The organism is Rheinheimera oceanensis (assembly GCF_018831085.1).
Lineage (GTDB): Bacteria > Pseudomonadota > Gammaproteobacteria > Enterobacterales > Alteromonadaceae > Alishewanella > Alishewanella oceanensis.
On record NZ_JAGPNM010000007.1, the window covers coordinates 141980 to 158633 of the forward strand.

At 48.3% G+C, this 16654-nt stretch carries 18 protein-coding genes; 8 read left to right on the plus strand and 10 right to left on the minus strand.

All coding sequences use genetic code 11. The features are described 5' to 3' along the window. Positions 1-6: 6 nt before the first annotated feature. The 6 genes from atcB to pabB form a co-directional block, all read right to left on the minus strand. Complete coding sequence (gene atcB / locus J3B89_RS15585; RefSeq protein WP_215398530.1) at positions 7-771, minus strand: cold adaptation protein AtcB; 765 nt, start codon at positions 769-771, stop codon at positions 7-9. Next, positions 771-1355 carry a cold adaptation protein AtcA gene (gene atcA, locus J3B89_RS15590; protein ID WP_215398531.1) on the minus strand — a complete coding sequence of 195 codons (585 nt, stop codon included), beginning with the start codon at positions 1353-1355 and terminating at the stop codon, positions 771-773. Before atcA ends, atcB begins: the two co-directional genes overlap by 1 nt. Positions 1356-1378: 23 nt before the next feature. Then, positions 1379-1663 carry a cold adaptation protein ActJcold adaptation protein ActJ gene (gene atcJ, locus J3B89_RS15595; protein ID WP_215398532.1) on the minus strand — a complete coding sequence of 95 codons (285 nt, stop codon included), beginning with the start codon at positions 1661-1663 and terminating at the stop codon, positions 1379-1381. 180 nt (positions 1664-1843) lie between these two features. After that, the gene (locus tag J3B89_RS15600; protein WP_251372479.1) at positions 1844-3226 is read right to left on the minus strand and encodes an L-serine ammonia-lyase; all 1383 of its coding nucleotides are present in this window, start codon (positions 3224-3226) and stop codon (positions 1844-1846) included. A gap of 119 nt (positions 3227-3345) precedes the next feature. Then, positions 3346-3906, minus strand: coding sequence for a CoA pyrophosphatase (locus tag J3B89_RS15605; RefSeq protein ID WP_215398533.1), 561 nt, complete (start codon positions 3904-3906; stop codon positions 3346-3348). Positions 3907-3908: 2 nt separating this feature from the next. Continuing rightward, the gene (pabB, locus tag J3B89_RS15610) at positions 3909-5288 is read right to left on the minus strand and encodes an aminodeoxychorismate synthase component I (RefSeq protein WP_215398534.1); all 1380 of its coding nucleotides are present in this window, start codon (positions 5286-5288) and stop codon (positions 3909-3911) included. 103 nt (positions 5289-5391) lie between these two features. Here pabB and J3B89_RS15615 point away from each other — a divergent pair, with 103 nt between their 5' ends. The 5 genes from J3B89_RS15615 (at position 5392) to J3B89_RS15635 (ending at position 10817) form a co-directional block, all read left to right on the plus strand. Beyond that, on the plus strand, positions 5392-6912 hold the full coding sequence (locus tag J3B89_RS15615) for a fumarate hydratase (RefSeq protein WP_215398535.1): 1521 nt from the start codon (positions 5392-5394) through the stop codon (positions 6910-6912). 72 nt (positions 6913-6984) lie between these two features. Next, positions 6985-9006, plus strand: a complete 2022-nt coding sequence (locus J3B89_RS15620) for a S9 family peptidase (protein ID WP_215398536.1) — start codon at positions 6985-6987, stop codon at positions 9004-9006. 231 nt (positions 9007-9237) lie between these two features. Beyond that, the gene (locus tag J3B89_RS15625; RefSeq protein ID WP_215398537.1) at positions 9238-9615 is read left to right on the plus strand and encodes an EF-hand domain-containing protein; all 378 of its coding nucleotides are present in this window, start codon (positions 9238-9240) and stop codon (positions 9613-9615) included. Between the two features lie 138 nt (positions 9616-9753). Then, positions 9754-10110, plus strand: a complete 357-nt coding sequence (locus tag J3B89_RS15630; protein WP_215398538.1) for an MmcQ/YjbR family DNA-binding protein — start codon at positions 9754-9756, stop codon at positions 10108-10110. A gap of 80 nt (positions 10111-10190) precedes the next feature. Further along, the gene (locus J3B89_RS15635) at positions 10191-10817 is read left to right on the plus strand and encodes a DUF1287 domain-containing protein (protein ID WP_215398539.1); all 627 of its coding nucleotides are present in this window, start codon (positions 10191-10193) and stop codon (positions 10815-10817) included. A gap of 4 nt (positions 10818-10821) precedes the next feature. On the opposite strand, the gene J3B89_RS15640 is transcribed toward J3B89_RS15635, so the two are convergent. The 3 genes from J3B89_RS15640 to J3B89_RS15650 form a co-directional block, all read right to left on the minus strand. After that, the gene (locus J3B89_RS15640) at positions 10822-11466 is read right to left on the minus strand and encodes a DsbA family oxidoreductase (protein WP_215398540.1); all 645 of its coding nucleotides are present in this window, start codon (positions 11464-11466) and stop codon (positions 10822-10824) included. After that, positions 11463-12089 carry a thiol:disulfide interchange protein DsbA/DsbL gene (locus J3B89_RS15645; protein ID WP_215768302.1) on the minus strand — a complete coding sequence of 209 codons (627 nt, stop codon included), beginning with the start codon at positions 12087-12089 and terminating at the stop codon, positions 11463-11465. The genes J3B89_RS15640 and J3B89_RS15645 overlap by 4 nt, the downstream gene beginning before the upstream one ends. A 79-nt stretch (positions 12090-12168) precedes the next feature. Further along, on the minus strand, positions 12169-13038 hold the full coding sequence (locus tag J3B89_RS15650) for a LysR family transcriptional regulator (protein WP_215398542.1): 870 nt from the start codon (positions 13036-13038) through the stop codon (positions 12169-12171). 379 nt (positions 13039-13417) lie between these two features. Between J3B89_RS15650 and J3B89_RS15655 the strand changes: the two genes are divergently transcribed. The 3 genes from J3B89_RS15655 to J3B89_RS15665 all read left to right on the plus strand — a co-directional run bounded on the left by J3B89_RS15655 (position 13418) and on the right by J3B89_RS15665 (position 16199). Further along, on the plus strand, positions 13418-14527 hold the full coding sequence (locus J3B89_RS15655; RefSeq protein ID WP_433915372.1) for an S-(hydroxymethyl)glutathione dehydrogenase/class III alcohol dehydrogenase: 1110 nt from the start codon (positions 13418-13420) through the stop codon (positions 14525-14527). A gap of 149 nt (positions 14528-14676) precedes the next feature. Continuing rightward, positions 14677-15537 carry an S-formylglutathione hydrolase gene (fghA, locus tag J3B89_RS15660; protein WP_215398543.1) on the plus strand — a complete coding sequence of 287 codons (861 nt, stop codon included), beginning with the start codon at positions 14677-14679 and terminating at the stop codon, positions 15535-15537. A gap of 248 nt (positions 15538-15785) precedes the next feature. Continuing rightward, positions 15786-16199: an HIT family protein gene (locus J3B89_RS15665; protein ID WP_215398544.1), complete on the plus strand. Its 414-nt coding sequence runs from the start codon at positions 15786-15788 to the stop codon at positions 16197-16199. Between the two features lie 47 nt (positions 16200-16246). Here the strand turns inward: J3B89_RS15665 and J3B89_RS15670 are convergent, their stop codons facing one another. Continuing rightward, positions 16247-16636: a VOC family protein gene (locus J3B89_RS15670; RefSeq protein ID WP_251372481.1), complete on the minus strand. Its 390-nt coding sequence runs from the start codon at positions 16634-16636 to the stop codon at positions 16247-16249. Between the last annotated feature and the right edge of the window lie 18 nt (positions 16637-16654).

Consider the following 16654-nt stretch of genomic DNA (forward strand, 5'->3'; position numbering starts at 1 on the left):
TATTCCTTAGTCGAGAAAACTGAACATATCGTCCACTTCGGCATATTCGTCTGTGGCCTGGTTTTTCTCTTTTGCCTGCATCACCAGCTCGGTGGCAAATTTACTGATAATACCTTCCCAGCCGGAGTTTTCGTTACGAATAAGTGCCTTAATGGCTTGCTCTACCTGCGGCGCTAACTGGCGTATTAAGGCAAGTAAACTGCGAGGATCGTCAAAACCCAGGCCGTGAGCGTCTTCACTTATTTGCCGTTCGGTGTAGCTGAGCGCTTCTTCTAAATCTTCCTCTTCTTCGTGCAGGGTGTCGGCGTAAAAGTCTTCATCGGCAAATTGTTCGCCGCGGTAAATTTCAATAAACGGAATAGATAAGTAAAACAGCCCGGCAGGGTCTTCCGCTATGCATTCTAAAATAGCAGCTTGCTTGTCTTCGTTATCCTGAGTGCGGATTAAATACGTTAAAAAATCAAAGGTATGCTGCTTGAGTTCTTCAGCATTGTTTTTGATTTTTTCTTCCCAGTACAACGGCTGCTGGCAAACGATATCGCGAATACGCTCGGGTGTCATCAGCTCAGAAATAATAGAAGGGAACGAAATATCATGTTCGCTGTTAATCTGGGTAAGCGTAACAATATCTATATTTTCAATCACTTCTACCAGTTGCTCGTCGCTCATGGTGTTGGCAATCAGTTCAAATTTTTTGCTGGCTTGCTTTGGCTCTACCACAGCCAGTTGTTTAATTTCAGCTACGGCAATCTCAATTAAGTTGGTCGTCATTAAGGTTTTTCTCCGTTAAAGCGAATGTCATCGTACTGATCGTCGTAACCTTCTTCGTCGCTGTCATCGTCATCACTACCGTAATCGTCACTGTCGTAGTCGCTGTGATAGTTGTCTGTTTCTCCGTCGTCATCAGTGTCGTAGCTTGGATCTTCGTTGTACGTTTCGCTACCGTTACGGCGTTTGGCGGTAATTTGGCCACCTTCAAGTAAAAACAGCACGGCACAGGCTTCAATTAACTGGGCTTCAGAATATGCACGAATGGCTTTTACCAGTTCAACGTCGGCGTTATTAAAGGCAACTGAGGTTTTAAACTCGTCCCAGAGCGGGGCTGTACTGCTACTTAACCATTGTTGCCAGCGCGTTTTGGCTGCTGGTGGAAACTTTACCCGGCCGTACAAGGCTACCGGTAAATACTCAGGCACGGATTCAAGCATTTGTGGATCAGCCAGTAAAATGGCTTTCATCTTTGCGGTAAATTGCTCCAGCGCTTTGGGGGTATCCGGGTCCATATAGGATTCAATGTTTTCCAGCGCATCAGTTTGCAGGGCGCGAATACGCGCCATATTCAGTTTGTTTGCCATAACCTGTTCACGACCATGATGTTTTATGAATAGTACTGATCCCACAGCTCCTGCATTGCAGCGGCGGGGTCGGTAACAATTACATTGTTAAAGTCTTTGATAAAAGCAGCTTTTTGTTTTGGATCCGATAACACCTCATAAGCGGCTTTTACCCGTTGCAACTGTGCAGCGGCCTGATCTTTTTCATCGTCAGTCAGGCCATGCAGTTTGTCCGGGTGATATTTATTGGCGAAGCGCTTATAGGCTTTTTTAATATCGTCATCGCTGGCATTGGTTTTTACACCAAGTACGCGAAAGTGGTTAATCATAAGAGTTCCTGCACAAGCAAAGCGGTATCAGTATAGGTTGTCTGTTAACAGCGATAAGATGGGTTAACAAACAGCCGGTAATAATAGCAGAACTGTGTTGCTTCACCTAGTGCTGTGCCGCAGCGATTTTGTCATTGTATGGCAACAGCCAGGCCATTGCAGCCTGGCTGTTGAAAAGGCTTAACACTCGATAATATTTACTGCCAAACCACCGCGTGAGGTTTCTTTGTACTTGGTTTGCATATCTTTACCGGTATCCCACATGGTTTTAATAACCTTATCCAGCGATACTTTCTGATCGCCGCTGCCCCGCAGTGCCAGCCTGGAGGCGTTAATGGCTTTAATTGAGCCCATGGCATTGCGTTCAATACAGGGTACCTGTACCAAACCACCCACCGGATCGCAGGTTAGCCCCAGGTTATGCTCCATACCAATTTCGGCGGCGTTTTCTACATGCGAGGGAGTACCACCCTGAATTTCTGTCAACGCTGCGGCCGCCATAGAACAGGCCACACCCACTTCACCCTGACAACCGACTTCAGCGCCGGAAATAGAGGCATTTTTCTTATATAAAATGCCGATAGCGGCTGCAGTTAACAGATATTGCACGGCAATATCCGGCGTTACCGGCTGAATAAACTTGTCGTAGTACATTAATACCGCCGGAATAATACCGGCAGCACCGTTAGTGGGGGCGGTAACTACACGGCCACCGGCGGCATTTTCTTCGTTTACCGCCAGGGCAAACAGGTTTACCCAGTCCATTACCTGCAGCGGATCGTTGCTTTTTTCTGCCATTAATTTTTTATACAGTGCCGGGGCGCGGCGTTTTACTTTTAAACCGCCAGGCAGTATGCCCTCGGTTTTAATGCCGCGCTCAATGCAGGCACGCATCGTCAGCCAGATATTGTTCAGTTCATCGGTAATTTGCGCCGGGCTGCGTAATACTTTTTCATTTTCCAGCATTAAACCGGCAATTGACAGGCCGTGTTCTTTACAAAGTGCCAACAGCTCTGCACCCGACTCAAACGGAAACGGCGGCGGGTTGTCAGAAGCAAACTGGCTGGCAGCTTCTTTTTCTTTGGCAAAATCTTCAGCTTTAACAATAAAACCGCCACCGATAGAGAAATACACATCGCTTAGCACGATGTTTTTATCTTTATCATAGGCAATCAGCTCCATGCCGTTGGAGTGCTCTTTTAAGGTTTTACGCCGGTGAAATACTATGGCACCTTCGCGCGGAAAGCTGACCGGTTTTACCTTGGCCAGGCGGATTTGCTGCTCGTCGTTCACTTGCTTTAACAGGCCGGGTACGGCGTCCGGGTCAATAGTTTCCGGCAGGTAACCGGCCAGGCCTAAAATGACCGCTTTGCCGGTGCCATGGCCAATGCCGGTTTGGCCTAATGAGCCAAACAGTTCTACTTTTATGCCGGTAACGCTGTCAAGCAGGTTATTGCTGGTTAAATCGTCGGTAAATTTTTTCGCCGCCCGCATCGGGCCTACAGTATGAGAACTGGACGGCCCTATGCCGATACTAAACATGTCAAAAGCGCTGATAATCATAATTTATTCTGTTTGGTCGTTATCAAAGTTGCACCATTGTAGCCCATGCGGAGAGGTTCTGTAAGTCAGTTAGTAACTGGTCAGCGCTTATTACAGATGAGAAAAACTAATGAATACGATCAAGCTAACTGTAAACACAACCGATGCAAGATTGCTGCTGTAGCACCCCAGATAAACTTATCCTGATAGGGTATGGCATGCAGTTGCTGTACTTTACCACGCAGCCTGAGGCTGAACTGATGGCGGTTTTCCTGTTGCAGAAAATGCGTTAACGGCACTTCAAAAATACCGGCCACTTCGTCTGCCTGCAGTAGCCAGCTGCGCTGTGGCGGCAGTAAACCAACCCAGGGCACAATGGTAAAACCAGTACTGGTGCTTTGCAGCGGTAGTCGGCCAAGTAGCTCAACTGCAGTAGGGGCAAGGCCAATTTCTTCCTGTGCTTCACGCAAAGCGGCAGTTTGGCTTTGCTCGCCTGGCTCTATACGCCCGCCCGGAAAGCTGATTTGGCCTGGGTGATGGCGCAAATGCAGCGCGCGCTGGGTAAACAGCACATGCAGTTTGTTGCCGTAGTCAATAATGGGGATCAGCACTGCGGCTTGCTGTTTATCGCTATGCAGTATCGCCCCGGCTTTGGCGGCCGTTTGCAGTAAAAAACGCTGGCGAAACTCTGCGGCAAGCACCTTTATCGCTCCTTAGCTGCCAGCACCGGCAGAATTTTGTTCAGTTTATCTAAGGTTTCCTGATATTCGCTGTTAGCTTCAGAGTCGGCCACTATACCGCCACCTGCCTGACAGTGTATTTGGTTATCGCTGCATATTAGTGTGCGGATGGCAATATTGGTATCCATATCACCGCTACTGTTAATATAGCCAATGGCGCCGCAGTATACTGAACGCCGCTGTGGCTCCAGTTGTTCAATAATTTCCATGGCCCGTATCTTAGGTGCACCGGTTATTGATCCCCCCGGAAAGGCGCCACGCAGTAAATCACAGGCGGTATATTCTGGCGCCAGAGTGCCGGTTACCGTGCTGACCAAATGATGCACCGCCGGAAAGCTCTCAATGGCAAATAATTGCGGCACGGCTACTGAGCCAGGCAGGCAGACTTTGCCTAAATCGTTACGCAGTAAATCGACGATCATCACGTTTTCAGCGCGATCTTTGGCTGAGTTACGCAGGTTATCGGCTTCTACTTCATCTGTCAGCGGGCAGATACCACGCGGCCGTGTGCCTTTAATCGGTTTGGTTTCTACCTTATTACTATGTAGCTGTAAAAAACGCTCCGGCGAGATACTCAGCACAGCGCCCTGTGGCAAACGGATAAAGGCAGAAAACGGTGCGGCGTTTTTGTCGCGCAGCTGCAGGTAGGCCTGCCACTCATCGCCCTGATAACCGGTACTAAAGCGTTGTGTCAGGTTAATCTGGTAACAATCGCCACTTAGCAGATACTGTTGTACCTGGTTAAACCGGGCCACGTAACCGGTTTTATCCATATTGGCCTGCCAGCTGCCGTTTAAGCTAAATGGCACGGATTGCGGCAGTTTTTGTTGTAACCGGCTATGTAATTTTTGCCAGCCGGTCTGCGCTTCACCTTGGTAATCAAGATACCATAACTGTTTAAGGTGTTTATCCAGCACCAGCGCCCAGCGATAAAAGCCTATCGCCATATCCGGCAGGCTGATGTCGGCCTTTGCTGTGGTAGGCAGCTTTTCAATATAGCGGCCTAAATCGTAGCCAAAATAGCCCATAGCGCCGCCAACAAAGGGCAGGGGGCTGTTAACCGGTTGTGGGAAATAACGTTTTAGTGCGCAGTTTAATACGGTAAACGGGTCTTCATTGTACGTACGGGCGCCGTGCTCATCGGTTAGTATGCTTTGGCCGGCTTTGGCTTCCAGGGTCGCCAGTGGTTCTGCCACTAAAATGTCATAGCGGCTGTTAACATGCTCTGGCGCGGCTGAGTCCAGCAACATTGCCCAGGGCTGCTGTGCAAAGTGGCAGAAGAAGCTTAGCAAGTTGTCCGGCGTATCACCGTAAATTTGAGGCGGAATAAGGTACTGCTGCATGAATGGGGCTAGCCGCTGTTTCTGATGCGCGCTATCATACCAGCACCCGCTAAAATAGTTAAACATGGCGCTGCCAGAGGCGTCACAGGACAGGTAAAACAACATGACGGTTATTCGCCAGCAAGACTTTATCGACAGCATCGAAGATGCGCTGCAGTACATCTCTTATTATCATCCGCTGGATTTTATCAAAGCGCTGGAAGTGGCCTACCACAAAGAGCAAAACCAGGCGGCGAAAGATGCCATAGCACAAATTTTAATTAACTCGCGTATGTCGGCTGAAGGCCACCGGCCGATCTGTCAGGACACCGGCATCGTAACCTGCTTTGTTAAAATTGGTATGGATGTCAAATGGGACAAAACCGATATGACAGTGCAGCAGATGGTGGACGAAGGTACCCGTCGTGCTTACTTAAATCCGGATAACCCGCTGCGTGCCTCTATTGTTGCTGACCCGGCCGGTGGCCGCAAAAATACTAAAGACAATACCCCTTCTGTAGTACATATTGATTTGGTGGCTGGCCATCATGTTGAAGTGATGATTGCAGCCAAAGGTGGTGGCTCGGAAAATAAAACCAAGATGGCGATGTTAAACCCGTCTGATTCTATCGTCGACTGGGTGCTGGAAACCTTACCGAAAATGGGTGCCGGTTGGTGCCCGCCAGGCATGCTGGGTATCGGTATTGGCGGCACAGCAGAAAAAGCTGCTGTACTGGCCAAAGAAGCCTTAATGGAGCCGGTAGATATTCAGGAGCTTATCGCTAAAGGTGCAGAAACCGCCGATGAAAAGCTGCGCCTGGAGCTGTACGAAAAAGTAAATAAACTGGGCATTGGCGCTCAGGGTTTAGGTGGTTTAACTACGGTAGTTGATGTAAAAATTAATAGTGTACCAACCCATGCAGCAAGTTTGCCGGTAGTGATGATCCCCAATTGTGCCGCCACGCGCCATGTGCATTTTCATTTAGATGGCACAGGCCCTGCCGATATTCAGCCGCCAAAACTGGAAGACTGGCCGCAGGTGACCTGGGAGCTGGGCGCCAATGTGCGCCGGGTGAATTTAGATACGGTCACACCACAAGATGTTTTAGAGTGGAAAGCCGGTGAAACCGTGCTGTTAAGCGGCAAAATGCTGACAGGCCGCGATGCGGCGCATAAACGCATTGCTGATATGTTAAATAAAGGCGAAGCCTTACCTGATGGCGTTGACTTTAAAAACCGCTTTATTTATTACGTTGGCCCGGTAGATGCGGTGGGTGATGAAGTAGTCGGCCCGGCCGGCCCGACAACCGCGACGCGGATGGATAAATTTACTGACATGATGCTGTCGCAAACCGGACTGCTTGGCATGATTGGTAAGTCAGAGCGTGGTGATAAAACGGTGGCCAGTATAAAGCAGCACAAAGCGGTGTATTTAATGGCCGTCGGCGGCGCAGCTTATCTGGTATCTAAAGCAATTAAGAAATCCCGTGTGGTGGCCTTTGCCGATTTAGGTATGGAAGCCATTTACGAGTTTGATGTGCAGGATATGCCGGTAACGGTAGCGGTAGACTCCAATGGCAACAATGTGCATCAACAAGGTCCGGCCATCTGGAAAGTAAATATTCAGCAAATGGACAAAGCATAATTGCACCAGGGCTGTAGCATTGCTGCGGCCTTATTTTTTTCAGCCTATAACAAAAAAATCCAGGGAATACGCATGAAAAAGACCTTATTTACGCTGGCACTGTTAGCAACAGGCAGTGCACTGGCTAAAGCCCCACTGACGGTGGAGCATTTAAACCAGTTTAATAAACTGCATGATGTGGTGTTGTCACCTGATGGCCGTTTTTTGGTTTACGGCCAAACCAACGGTGGTTTTAGCCCGGCAGATACGTCCAGTGACTTATACCTGATGGATTTATCCAATCTGAATAAACTGACCCGCTTAACCCAGAGCGCCGGGCGTGAAAGCCAGCTACAGTGGGCTAATGATGGCCAGGGTATCTATTTTATTGCTAACCGCAGCGGCACAAACCAGGTATGGCAGCTGCCGCTATACGGCGGTGAGGCATTGCAAATTACTGATTTACCGCTGCCGGTAGAAGGTTTTAAAGTTTCTGCAAATAATAAGCATCTGGCACTGGCATTGTCGGTAAAGCCGGGTTGCCAGAATCTACAATGTACGCTGGATGCTAAAGCGGCGGATGCAGCGAAGAAAGATACTGCCATGGCGTTTGATCAGTTAATGGTACGCCACTGGGATAGCTGGCTAACACCGTACCGCAATCATTTGCATATTGCAGAGCTTGGTAAGGGCATTGTGAAAAATGCAACTAACCTGATGAGTGAGTGGAATACCGATATTGCCGGTATGAACGAAGTTGCTTTTACCCCGGATAACGAAAACCTGGTATTTAGCGCTAAAATTCCTGCTGAAGATCAGGCCTGGCATACCAATTACGACATCTTTAAAGTAGCGGTAGGCGGCGGTGAAAAGCAAAATATGACAGCCGAAAACCCGGCCTGGGATGCGCAGCCATCTTTTTCAAATGACGGCCGTTTTATGGCTTATAAAGCCATGAGCAAGCCACAGGCTGAAGCAGATAAATTCAGTTTAGTCTTGCTGGATATGGTAACCGGGCAGCGCAATGAGTTGGCGCCGGAGTTCGATCGCTCAATCAGTGATTACAAATTCGGCCCGGATAACCGTACTATTTATGTCACCACTCAGGATGTAGGCCAGTACAGCATCTATGCCATTAACACCAGTTTCGGTGATGTACGCAAAGTGCATGGCGACGGTACGGCCGGTGCATTGAATGTTGCCAGTGACAAAATTGTGTTTACTAACCACAAACTGGATATGCCTCCTGAGGTGTTTCAGCTAAGCCCGGATGGTGGCAGCTTAACGCAACTGACTGATATCAACGCCAATTGGAGAAAAGAGGTACAGTTTGGCGACTATGAGCAATTTAGCTTTAAAGGTGCTAACGACGCTACGGTATACGGCTATCTGGTAAAACCCTGGGATTTTGATGCGAAGAAAAAATACCCGATGGCGTTTTTAGTACACGGTGGGCCGCAGGGCAGTTTTGGTAATATGTTTAACGAGCGCTGGAATGCGCAAATGTACGCAGCCAAAGGCTATGCGGTGGTGATGGTAGACTTTCATGGCTCTACCGGTTATGGCCAGGCTTTTACCGACTCGATTAGCCGTGACTGGGGCGGCAAGCCGCTGGAAGATCTGAAAAAAGGTTTTGATTATATAGTTCAGGCCCAACCATGGATTGACGCTAACCGGGCTTGTGCACTGGGCGCATCTTACGGTGGCTATATGATGAACTGGATAGCCGGTAACTGGCCAACGGGTTTTAAATGCCTGGTAAACCATGCTGGTTTGTATGATATGCCAAGTTTTTACGGCAGCACGGAAGAACTGTGGTTTCCGGAGTTTGATTTAGGCGGCCCGGTTTGGCAGGCAGAATCAGACTATCAAAAGTTTAACCCGGCGGCATTGGCCGATAAGTGGCAAACACCTATGCTGGTTATTCACGGCTTAAAAGATTACCGCGTACCTTATGCACAGGGATTAGGTGCCTTTACTAACCTGCAACGTAAAGGTATTGACTCACGCCTGGTGATTTTTCCGGATGAAAATCACTGGATCCTGAATAAAGATAACCGCGTGCGTTGGTATAACGAAGTGTTTCAATGGCTGGATAAATACACTAAGGGGTAATTTATTCAGCTTTTGCGGCAGTAGTATTTACCGGTGGTATGCAAATATTACCCGCGTTCTGTATTTACCCTGCTGGCCTTAGCCGTGGTAATAAAACGTAATATGTTGCTCAATATCAGCAGTATAAGCGTTTATTTACCACGGCGAAAATGTATTGGTACAACTGTTGCGTAGTTAATACCGGCTGCATTCTTGCAGCACAGTTTATTTAACAACTGAAGGAGATTTGACATGAAAAAACATATCAATTCTGCGCTGGTATTAGCATTATCACTGGTGTCTGCTTCGGCATTGGCGGCCAACAGCAAGTTTAATGAAATTGATCAGGACAATAATGGTTCAATTTCTAAAACAGAGTTCGAAAGACATATCGGTGATCGTTTTTTCGGCAAGATGGACCGTAACAGTGATGGCATGATTGATGAAAGCGAGTTTAGCGGTACCCGTTTTGGTAGCAAACTAGCCGATTTTGATCGCGATGGCGACAGCCGTTTAACCCAGGCCGAGTTATACAATGGCTTGTTTGAGAAATTCGACACCAACCGCGACATGATACTGGACAAAGAAGAATGGAAAAAAGTCCAGGAAGCTGGCATCGTTGCGAAGTAACATTGTGGTACGCCTGAGAAGGCTTGCTTCTCAGGCGCTTTCGCTATTTTACTTCCTTCCTGTGCCACACCGTGTTTATTATGCTGTGCTATAAAGCTGCTGTAATAGATCCACTAACAGCCGATATCAAGGACAGCTATGAATTTTTCACAATGCCGTGAGCATTGCCTGATGCAACTGCAAAGCGTTGAAGACTTCCCGTTTGGCCCGGATACTTATGTTTATAAAGTGGCCGGTAAAATTTTTGCAATCTTAGCTGAGCAGCACAGTGTCGGGCGGGTAAATCTGAAATGTGATCCGGCAGAAGCTTTGATGCTGCGCGATATTTTTCCTGCCATTACGCCCGGTTACCATATGAACAAACAGCATTGGAACACCGTACTGCTTGATGGCAGTGTGCCGGAAAATGAAATAAAGCGGCAGATTGAGAACTCGTATCAGTTAGTGATTAAAAGCCTGCCGAAAGCAAAAAGGCCGGTGTTAAGCTCAACCTGAATTTAGTGAGGCAATTTCTGAACTTTAGGCATAGTGCTGAGCCTTACCGCAGAGTCTGAATGTTTTGCGCGGAGTGCTAAATGCCAGTTTTCTTTGTGTTACCCCATCACTTAAAATTAACCTTATTATTGCTGCTGTTGTTATTGCCGCTGCGCAGTATGGCAGACACATTCAATGATAAATTGGTGGCCGCTGCGCTTGAACGCACTGAGCACAAGGTGCGTTATGATGGCCGCTATATGCGCATTGCTTATCCTAATGGCGATGTACCGGCTGATATGGGTGTTTGCACCGATGTAGTGATCCGCAGTTACCGTGCGCTGGGTATCGATTTACAGCAATTAGTGCACGAGGATATGCGTGATAATTTTGCGTTATATCCATCAAAACGAATTTGGGGTTTAACCAGGCCAGACAGCAATATTGATCATCGCCGTGTGCCGAATTTACAAGCATTTTTCAGCCGTCACGGTGAAAGTTTAGTGGTAAGCCGGCAGGGTAGTAATTACCAGCCCGGAGATCTGGTTACCTGGATGTTACCGGGTAATTTGCCGCACATAGGCATAGTGGTTAATAAAACTTCTGCCGACGGCCAACGGCCGTTGATTGTGCATAATATCGGTGCCGGGCCGGTACTGGCTGATATGCTGTTTGACTACAGCATTACAGGCCATTACCGCTTTATGCCCGGTACAGATTTTCAATAGTGTTTTAAGCCATTTCTGCGGCAATTTGTTGTAAGCTGGCAGCCAGTTGGGCAGGCTCCTGCGCGCCGGAGATCAGGTAGCGGTTATTAATAATAAACGCCGGTACCGATGAAATACCGGCCTGCTGATATTGAGCAATATCTTCAGTTACGCTATCGCTGTAATCATTACCGGCCAAAATACGCTCAGCCTTAGCTTTATCTAACCCGGCCTGTTCGGCGCAGTTGGCCAAAATGGCGCTGTCAGATACATCTTTGGCTTCACCAAAATAGGCTTCGAATAATGCCAGCTTCATGGCAGTGGCTTTATTCTCTGTGGCGGCCCATTTCACCAGTCGGTGGCCATCAAAAGTATTACAGGTATAACGTTGCTGCATTTTGCTGAAGTTAAGCTCCAAATCAGCAGCTATTTGCATCATATTGGCCTGGGCAGCACGCATTTCATCTTCGCTGCGGCCATACTTGCGGCTAAGCGCTGGTAAGATTGGCTCCTGAGCTGCGTTTTTATCCGGGTTTAGCTCAAATGCATGCCACTCTAACTCAATTTGTAGCTGCGGCAATGTCGCCAGCGCTTGTTGCAATCTGGCATAGCCTATTGCGCACCAGGGGCAGGCAATATCTGACACCAGATCAATTTTCAGTGTTGTCATTCGGTTGTCGCCCTGGGTGTTAATGTTAACAAGTAATTTACCAAATCATTAAATTGCTGCTGTGACGATACTGCACTGATATTAACCAGATATTTATCATTAATAATAAAACTGGGAACTGAGCGCACAGCAGCTTGCTCAATAGCCTGATCAAAATCGGCCACCATAGCCGTAACCGGCATACTATCGAAATTAGCGTCAAACTGCCTGGCGGTTACTCCGGCTTTGCTAAACAGGGCTTGCAATGCTGCCCTGTCTGCCGGCGGCTGGCGCTGCTGATGAATTTGAGTAAACAGTAAAGGGGTAAACTGTTCGTCAACGTTAAGTGATACGGCCATGGCATGAGCGCGTTGTACCGCTGGCGCCATTTTGCCACCGTGAAAAGATACCGGTATTTTTTCCACCTTGATACCGGCAGGCAAAGCCTGCTTCAGTTCTGCAACTATGGGTTCAAAGTTATAGCAAAACGGGCAGTAATAAGAGAAAAACTCTACTACCTTGCTATTGGTACTTTGAGTTGTATTAAGCACCTGATAGTGCTCGCCTTCATTAAATGTGTTGCTGGCATTAGCAAAACTGGCACTGAGCAACAGGGTAAAAGCAAGAAATAGTTGTTTCATCATGTATCCAAAGCAGTAAATAATACTAAAACGCTATCACAGCACAGGCTGACAACCAAGCCAGGCTGCTACAAAAGTGCATTTAATTAAGCTTAGCGGCAAGATAATCTACCAATACCCGTACCTTAGCAGATAAATGCCGGTTTTGCGGGTATATCGCCCAGATACCGTCATCCGGCTGGCGTAGCTGGTTTAGTACAGCCCGCAGCTCACCGCTCTGTAATTTATTGCTCACGTAGTAATCCGGTAGTTGCACCAGCCCGAGGCCTTTTAGTGCTGCATCCATCAATGCTACGCCGCTGTTACAGACTATACGGCCCTGTGGTTTAAATTGTACCAATTTGCCCTGTTGCATAAAACGCCATTGTGCCACGGTGCCGGTTAAGCACTGGTGTTGTGCAAGATCAGCCAGGCTTTGTGGTGTACCGTACTTAGCTAAATAGGCCGGTGAAGCGACTACATACTGAGTGCGGCTTGCCAGTTTTCGGGCGATAAGGCTGGAGCTTTCCAGCGTGCCTAGCCTGATGGCTAAATCAAAGCCGCCCTGAATTAAATCCAGCTTGTTATTGGTTAGCTGTAAGTCCAGCTCTGTGTCGGGGTATTGCTGCATAAAGTTATGCAGCAACGGGGCTATACGGGTTTCGCCGTAAAATACCGGCGCGGTAAGTTTAATCTGGCCGCGCGGGGTGGCTTTTAAGTTAGCCAGAGTGCGGTTGGCCTCTTCTAAACTGGCAACTAAATGCCGGCAATGCTGTAAATAGAGTAAGCCTTCTTCGGTTAAGCTAACACTGCGGGTACTGCGATACAGCAGTTTTATCGCCAGGGTAGCTTCAAGTTCAGCAATATTGCGGCTTACCTGGGCTACAGAAATACCCAGTTGCTTTGCCGCTTTGGTAAAGCTTTGCAGTTCTGCTACTGCCACAAATTCGCTAATGCCAATCCATTGTTTCAATTAAACCTGCCTCTTCTAAACCAACTGTCGTTAAATCGGCTTCGGCGAAGAAAGGCTGCTTACGTTACAACACCCGCCTTGGCTCGCCACAGCAACTATGTCGGGCTATCCTGCCCGACACACCAGAGGCCAGCTGAAGCTGTTCAAATTCGTTCCAGACGAACTTGTCGCCAGCCTGCGGCAGGGCTCAGACACTCTGTGGCGACCAAAACGGGGTTCTAACCGCAGCCTTTTGCCTGTTAAGTTTTGCATATATGAAAAACTGATTTGCATTTTAGTTTTATTCATACTGATATGGCAAAAATAAAAATCAGGTTACACTTGCTGGTAACAGATTTTTGCCTGTGCAAACAACAAAAAGGATAACCTGATGCAAATGATCAAAACACGCGCCGCGGTAGCCTGGGGCCCGGGCCAGCCATTATCGATTGAAGAAGTGGATTTAATGCCGCCGCAAAAAGGCGAAGTGTTGGTAAAAATTATTGCCACAGGCGTATGTCACACCGATGCGTTTACTTTGTCGGGTGAAGACCCTGAGGGCATATTTCCGGCTATTTTGGGCCATGAAGGCGGCGGCATAGTAGAAGCTGTAGGCGAGGGCGTAACCTCGGTTGCGGTGGGCGACCATGTTATTCCGCTGTATACCCCGGAGTGCGGTAAATGCAAATTCTGTTTATCTGGTAAAACCAACCTGTGCCAGGCTATTCGTGCTACTCAGGGCAAAGGCTTAATGCCGGATGGCACCACGCGTTTTTCTAAAGACGGTAAGCCAATTTATCACTATATGGGTACTTCTACCTTTTCGGAGTACACCGTACTGCCGGAAATTTCGCTGGCCAAAATTAACAAAGCAGCGCCGCTGGAAAAAGTCTGTCTGCTTGGCTGCGGTGTTACCACCGGTATGGGTGCGGTAATGAATACGGCCAAGGTAAAAGAGGGCGATACGGTTGCGGTATTTGGCTTAGGTGGTATTGGTTTATCGGCCATTATTGGCGCAGTAATGGCCAAAGCCAGCCGCATTATTGCTATTGATATTAACGAGAGTAAGTTTGATATCGCGAAAAAGCTTGGCGCGACTGATGTAGTAAACCCGAAAAAATTTGCTAAACCCATTCAGGATGTAATTGTTGAGATGACCGATGGCGGGGTAGATTTCTCGTTTGAGTGCATTGGTAACGTTAATGTGATGCGCTCGGCACTGGAGTGCTGCCATAAAGGCTGGGGCGAGTCGGTGATTATCGGCGTTGCCGGTGCCGGCCAGGAAATTTCGACCCGGCCATTTCAGCTTGTTACCGGGCGGGTGTGGCGCGGTACCGCTTTTGGCGGCGTAAAAGGCCGCACTGAGTTGCCGGATTATGTCGAGCGCTATTTAAACGGTGAGTTTGAGCTGGATACCTTTATTACCCACACCATGCCGTTGGAACAAATTAACGAAGCCTTTGATTTGATGCATGAGGGTAAGTCTATCCGCACAGTAATTCATTTTTAATTAAGATCGGTTGAGTCAGGACGGATTACAACACCCGCCCTGGCTCGCCACAGCAACTCGCCCTAATGCCTACGGCAGGGCTCAGACACTCTGTGGCGACCAGAACGGGGTTCTAATCCTCTCTATCGGACATCTGAAGGACACCCATTATGACGGCATCCGAGACAATGAAATTAACCAAAGTCAGCGAGCAGCTTTGTTTTGGTGGCAAACAAGTTCGTTTTACTCATACATCAACGGTACTGAGCTGCGATATGCAGTTCTCAGTATTTTTACCGCCGCAGACAGAAACACAGGCTGTACCTGCGCTGTATTGGCTATCGGGTTTAACTTGTACTGACGAAAACTTTTCGGCCAAAGCCGGCGCGCAGCGTATTGCGGCTGAGCTGGGTATAGCGCTGATAATACCCGACACCAGCCCGCGCGGTGACGGCGTACCGGACGATGCAGATGGCGCTTACGACTTTGGCCTGGGCGCCGGGTTTTATGTTAACGCCACGCGCGAGCCATTCGCTAAGCATTACCGTATGTACGACTATATTGTCAGTGAATTACCGCAGTTGCTTGAAGCTGAACTGCCGTTATCGGCCAAACGTGCTATTAGTGGCCATTCGATGGGTGGCCATGGTGCTTTAGTGATAGGCCTGCGTAACCCGCAGCGTTATAGCAGTATGTCGGCATTTTCACCGATTTGTAACCCGGTAAACTGCCCCTGGGGTATTAAAGCTTTTAGCGGTTATCTGGGCGAAGATAAAAGCCAATGGCAGCAATATGATGCATCTTTGCTGCTAAGTGGCGCGAAAAATCCGCTACCGCTATTGGTTGATCAAGGTACGGCAGACAGTTTTTACCCTGAGCAACTGCGCACTGAAAGCTTAATTGCTGCGGCTAAGCAAAGCGGCGCACAAGCAGATATTCGTATGCAGGCCGGCTATGACCACAGCTACTATTTTATCGCCAGCTTTATAGAACAGCATCTGCATTTTCATGCGAAGTACCTGATTGGTTGATAAAATCTGCTGCAATGCCTGATTGAGCCCGGCATAATACTTTTTAGCCGGAACCGTTGAGCGCCCGGACGGCGCGAATCGAGCTCCCAGGGATGGGTTTACGGCGTGTTCCGGTAAAAATGTATGGCGCCGGGCGATAAAGCCCGCGTTTGCGTACTAATCTGTTCCGTCAAAAGCTGGTTTAATATCGTCAAGTACTGGCATAATCGGCTAAGTTTGCTGTATTGGCCCGCATTAAGGAGAGCTGTATGAGCTACGATAACAACAATATTTTTGCCAAAATTCTGCGCGGTGAAATCCCCAGCTTTAAAGTGTACGAAGATGATTACACCCTGGCTTTTATGGATATTATGCCGCAGGCCGACGGCCATACGCTGGTGATCCCCAAATTTGCTGCCGAAACTTTGCTGGATATTCCCGCTGACGAGCTGGCGCATACGATGACCACAGTGCAAAAAGTGATGTCGGCGCTTAAATCTACGCTGGGAGTAGAAGGTGTAGTGTTGCTGCAGCTAAATGGCACCGCTGCGGGGCAAACCGTACCGCACCTGCATTTTCACTTAATTCCGGAGCATTTAAGTAAATTATCCGGCCATGGTGCGGCAATGGGCGATATGGAAAAAATAAAAGCACTGGCAGAGAAAATCAGCCAGGCACTCTGATTTTATCAAGAGCTATATACAGTAAGGGCGGCATTTTGCCGCCTTACTTAAACACTTCGCTGCAGTAAATCCCACTTATTGCCATATAAGTCTTCAAATACCACTACGGTAGCATAAGGCTCTTGTCGTGGCGTTTCGTGAAATACCACACCTGCAGCCTGCATTGCATGGTAATCTCGCCAGAAATCGTCGGTTTGCAAAAACAGCCATACCCGGCCACCGGCCTGATCACCCACAGCTGACAGCTGCTTTTCGTTACTGGCTTTGGCCAGCAGCAAGGCAGTGCCACCGCTGTTTTTCGGTGCCACCTGTACCCAGCGTTTACCTGCGCCAAGGTTGGTATCTTCCAGTAAATCAAAGCCCAATTTCCGGGTGTAAAAAGCTATAGCCTCGTCATAGTCGGTTACCAGTAAAGCTACGTTTGAAATTGCTGCCATAATTATCTCTGTTAGTGC

What these genes read in the sequence shown, in the direction of transcription:
- atcB (WP_215398530.1), bottom strand. Translation starts at nt 771, where the DNA reads ATGACGACCAACTTAATTGAGATTGCCGTAGCTGAAATTAAACAACTG.
- atcA (WP_215398531.1), bottom strand. Translation starts at nt 1,355, where the DNA reads ATGGCAAACAAACTGAATATGGCGCGTATTCGCGCCCTGCAAACTGAT.
- atcJ (WP_215398532.1), bottom strand. Translation starts at nt 1,663, where the DNA reads ATGATTAACCACTTTCGCGTACTTGGTGTAAAAACCAATGCCAGCGAT.
- J3B89_RS15600 (WP_251372479.1), bottom strand. Translation starts at nt 3,226, where the DNA reads ATGATTATCAGCGCTTTTGACATGTTTAGTATCGGCATAGGGCCGTCC.
- pabB (WP_215398534.1), bottom strand. Translation starts at nt 5,288, where the DNA reads ATGCAGCAGTACCTTATTCCGCCTCAAATTTACGGTGATACGCCGGAC.
- J3B89_RS15615 (WP_215398535.1), top strand. Translation starts at nt 5,392, where the DNA reads ATGACGGTTATTCGCCAGCAAGACTTTATCGACAGCATCGAAGATGCG.
- J3B89_RS15620 (WP_215398536.1), top strand. Translation starts at nt 6,985, where the DNA reads ATGAAAAAGACCTTATTTACGCTGGCACTGTTAGCAACAGGCAGTGCA.
- J3B89_RS15625 (WP_215398537.1), top strand. Translation starts at nt 9,238, where the DNA reads ATGAAAAAACATATCAATTCTGCGCTGGTATTAGCATTATCACTGGTG.
- J3B89_RS15630 (WP_215398538.1), top strand. Translation starts at nt 9,754, where the DNA reads ATGAATTTTTCACAATGCCGTGAGCATTGCCTGATGCAACTGCAAAGC.
- J3B89_RS15635 (WP_215398539.1), top strand. Translation starts at nt 10,191, where the DNA reads ATGCCAGTTTTCTTTGTGTTACCCCATCACTTAAAATTAACCTTATTA.
- J3B89_RS15640 (WP_215398540.1), bottom strand. Translation starts at nt 11,466, where the DNA reads ATGACAACACTGAAAATTGATCTGGTGTCAGATATTGCCTGCCCCTGG.
- J3B89_RS15645 (WP_215768302.1), bottom strand. Translation starts at nt 12,089, where the DNA reads ATGATGAAACAACTATTTCTTGCTTTTACCCTGTTGCTCAGTGCCAGT.
- fghA (WP_215398543.1), top strand. Translation starts at nt 14,677, where the DNA reads ATGACGGCATCCGAGACAATGAAATTAACCAAAGTCAGCGAGCAGCTT.
- J3B89_RS15665 (WP_215398544.1), top strand. Translation starts at nt 15,786, where the DNA reads ATGAGCTACGATAACAACAATATTTTTGCCAAAATTCTGCGCGGTGAA.
- J3B89_RS15670 (WP_251372481.1), bottom strand. Translation starts at nt 16,636, where the DNA reads ATGGCAGCAATTTCAAACGTAGCTTTACTGGTAACCGACTATGACGAG.